The sequence below is a fragment of the Hydrocoleum sp. CS-953 genome (assembly GCF_002260545.1).
GTDB lineage: Bacteria > Cyanobacteriota > Cyanobacteriia > Cyanobacteriales > Microcoleaceae > Trichodesmium.
Window position 1 is genome coordinate 1 of sequence record NZ_LGSU01000516.1, and the last position, 3,462, is coordinate 3,462.

At 36.7% G+C, this 3,462-nt stretch carries 2 protein-coding genes; both read left to right on the forward strand.

Features of this window, described 5'->3' with window-relative positions:
- Positions 1-762: 762 nt before the first annotated feature.
- Positions 763-1,530 (forward strand): PspA/IM30 family protein, encoded by a 768-nt coding sequence (locus AFK68_RS05380; protein WP_094671896.1) that lies wholly within the window; start codon positions 763-765, stop codon positions 1,528-1,530.
- 1,303 nt (positions 1,531-2,833) lie between these two features.
- Positions 2,834-3,151 carry a glutaredoxin 3 gene (grxC, locus tag AFK68_RS05390; RefSeq protein ID WP_094671898.1) on the forward strand — a complete coding sequence of 106 codons (318 nt, stop codon included), beginning with the start codon at positions 2,834-2,836 and terminating at the stop codon, positions 3,149-3,151.
- Positions 3,152-3,462 lie beyond the last annotated feature (311 nt).

Below are 3,462 nucleotides of genomic sequence, written 5' to 3' on the forward strand. Positions count from 1 at the left end.
GCGCGGAGATTCTCCTGAAAACAGGATTCTTGGTTCAATGAGTCCACTTAAATCAGATACCTTGCGATACCTAAGCCAGAGATGTTTCTCTCCCCAAGCGTTTACTCTATTTCAAGAGCCTGTTCTCGTATGCCCTACGGTACAGTTCAAACCTAAAAAAACTTTGGTTCTCTGGTACTTGTTGCTTAGAGCTTTTCCATACACAACCATTCGGAGTGCAAAACCCCATAACTCTTCTCTTGGTCAGCATTCCCTCTCTTGGTGCGCGTTCCGCAAGCGACTTGCCTCTTTCAGAGGAGCTTCGCTAACGTCGTCGCGGGGTCGCACCGCAAGCGAGCTGACGGCGACGCGGGGTCTGACCGCAGTTTTCAAGGTAAATGGCGCTACTGATTAAGTAGCTAGGTTTTTAGAGTGGTTGAATACCTTTCCACTTTTTCTAGCATAACACAAAGTCCCCCTAAAAGGGGGAGGCTCTAAACCCAATTTTTCGGTAAGCCCTGTAGATGTTTGAGATATTTTTAGCATATTGAGGTATTTCTTTTATTGCTCTTGGTTCCAGCCATTTTTTCCCTCAAAAACATTCAAGTCTGCCTAGGCTTTACGGACAAAGAACAGCTTAAAATGGATATTATAATTATAGGATTATAGGGTAAATTTTCCCTAATCAACTAATCAAAAGCTTGGCCCAGAGTAGCTAGTATCTCTAATCGGAAGCTGGGAGCCAACTTAAACAAATGGTCAATTAAAAGGAAAGATAAAATTATGGGATTATTTGATCGGATTGGTCGTCTCGTTAGAGCTAATGTTAATGAGATGGTAAATAAGGCTGAAGACCCTGAGAAGGTTCTAGAACAGTCTATTATTGATATGCAGGAAGATTTAGTCCAGTTGCGTCAGGCAGTTGCTAGCGCTATTGCTACTCAGAAACGTAGCCAACAACAGTATAATCAAGCTGAATCTCAAGCTAATCAATGGTACTCCCGGGCACAGTTAGCTCTGCAAAAGGGAGATGAAAATCTGGCCAAGGAAGCTCTACAGCGTAAGAAGACTTATTCTGAAACAGCAAACACTGTAAAACTATCTTTGGACAGTCAAACAGCTCAGGTAGAAACTCTAAAAAGGAATCTGACAGCTTTAGAAGGTAAGATTTCTGAGGCTAAGACTAAGAAGGATATGTTGAAGGCGAGAATGACCGCTGCTAGGACTCAGGAGCAACTTAATAATACAATGGGTTCTATTAATACTAGCGGGGCAATGGCAGCTTTTGACCGGATGGAAGAAAAGGTCTTGCAAATGGAGGCTCGTTCCCAAGCTACAGCAGAGTTAGCTGGTGGTGGTGGTTTGGAAGAGGATTTCCGAAAGTTGGAAGCTAGTAGTGATGTTGATGATGAGTTGGCAGCGATGAAGGCACAACTTACAGAGAGTTCAGCAGTTCAGGGTAAATTACCAGCTTCTCATCAAGGTTCAGCAGAAAAATCGGACGTTGATAGTGAGCTGGAGGATTTGCGTAAACAACTTGACAAAATGTAAACTTTAATTTTCTATTTCAATTGATCTTTACACTAAGACTTTTAGCTTTGATAGATATTTAGCTCTCTCCAGGATAAATCCCATGTTTGTTTCGCTGCACGAGATGAAAAGCACAACTTTTACAGGAGACAAGAGGCGAATAGCTTCAATGTGGGATTAATCCTGGTCTTAATTGTGATCTAGGTTGATTTTCTATCTACATTCTTCTTGAATTTTCATATCATTTTCGGTTAAATACTTCTAAATAATAAGTAGGTGTATGTAAAAAAATCACACCAATATGTAAGTGTTAGGTAAAATATAGAAATTGTTTAATCTCTTTCTGCTTCGTCTTCTTATCTACTATTCTTTCTTCCTTATCAAGGATTATTTTATATCTAATTTTACTTACTTGCTTAGGTAGTAGGAGATTAGGGAAAATTATAATAATTGTTCTCAATATCGAACAGAAGGTTTTTATAAATAACTATCCTAGCTTGATAGGACAGAGAATATACTTAAATTAATACAGTATTATACAGCTAGGGATGAAATAATAACCTTTTCCACAAGAAAAACCTACAACAAAAGTTTTGTTAAACTCCAAAGCCAACTCAACTCCCATGTTTCGACTTGAAGAAGTTTGAAACACTTTTGAGAGAGTCAACCAAATTTAGCTGATGACCTTCAAGTTAAATAGAAGTAAATTCTATGATTATTTACTTCTATTTGCTCTTCAACTTAACTGAAATTAATTGATACCAATTAAGGATTAAAATTAAGATTAAAAAAAATCATGGTGGCAACAGGTTTTCATATATAATTAAATAATTTTAATTTACCTTGTTAATTAATTCAAAATATTTATTAACTTAACTATGTCTAATTTGCGCTGGCTAATTGTTAGTTCTTCTGCCTCTGGAGCTGGTTTTCTTTCTATTGTATTTTTATTTTTTACTTTCTTCTATCATAAATTTACTTTATCAGGTCTTTTAGTTCTATTGTTTGTATTAGTTTTTTTTATAGTAAATGTAGTATTTACTGCTCATTATTGTTCCAAGATTTATAGAGAACTATACATCAGAAAGAAAATGCAAACACAAATGAAAATGAGAGCAAAACCTACAAGATATCGATACTAAATTTTGAGGGAATAAATAATTTAAGACAATAGTTTAGCACAGGATATTTAGAGAATTTTGGTCAAGTTATCAAATTAACAAGCAAAGATTGAAACTAAGGCAAGTTTATTGCCATTTGGCTTAAAATAGGTTACAAATTATCTAAATTGCCGAATTTATTACCACCTAATTAATTACTAAAAATGTTTCATTTTCTCAACCCTATTCTTGGTCGTCATCCAGAACATATAAAAGCAAAGGTCGAAATTTATACTTGGCAAACTTGCCCGTATTGTATTAGAGCAAAACTTTTGCTTTGGTGGAAAGGTGTCAACTACATGGAATACAAAATTGATGGCAATGAAAGTGCCAGAAATAGTATGACTGAACGTGCTAATGGAAGTCGTACTGTGCCACAGATTTTTATTAATAATCAACATATTGGTGGCTGTGATGATATTTATGCTTTGGATCGCAAGGCTCAATTAGAGCCTTTATTGATTGACATACTCGCAGACTAAATCAAAAATTATAGGGTAGCATTTTCAGCAAAACTGATTCTATACTCATAGAAAGGACTTAGATGTGCAATATCCCTGTTGCCAAAACCTAAAAAAATAACGGGAGGAAGTTAGCCAGCCTGTTTTAACGGCTGGTTGAATAACGACACGCGGGTTTTAACCCGTAGTAAAAATCTGCTATACTAGAGATAGCAAGTAAGAACAAGGTTTGTCGCCATGACAAGAGCGCTAGTGCGGTGAAATTCCGGTGGACAGGAGACGGGGAATTAATTTCCTACGACGGCTGTTTGCGTAGCATTCCGAAGGAAAAG

Bases quoted from the DNA above. Each gene is read 5' to 3' on its own strand.
- AFK68_RS05380 (WP_094671896.1), top strand. From the start codon at position 763: ATGGGATTATTTGATCGGATTGGTCGTCTCGTTAGAGCTAATGTTAAT.
- grxC (WP_094671898.1), top strand. From the start codon at position 2,834: ATGTTTCATTTTCTCAACCCTATTCTTGGTCGTCATCCAGAACATATA.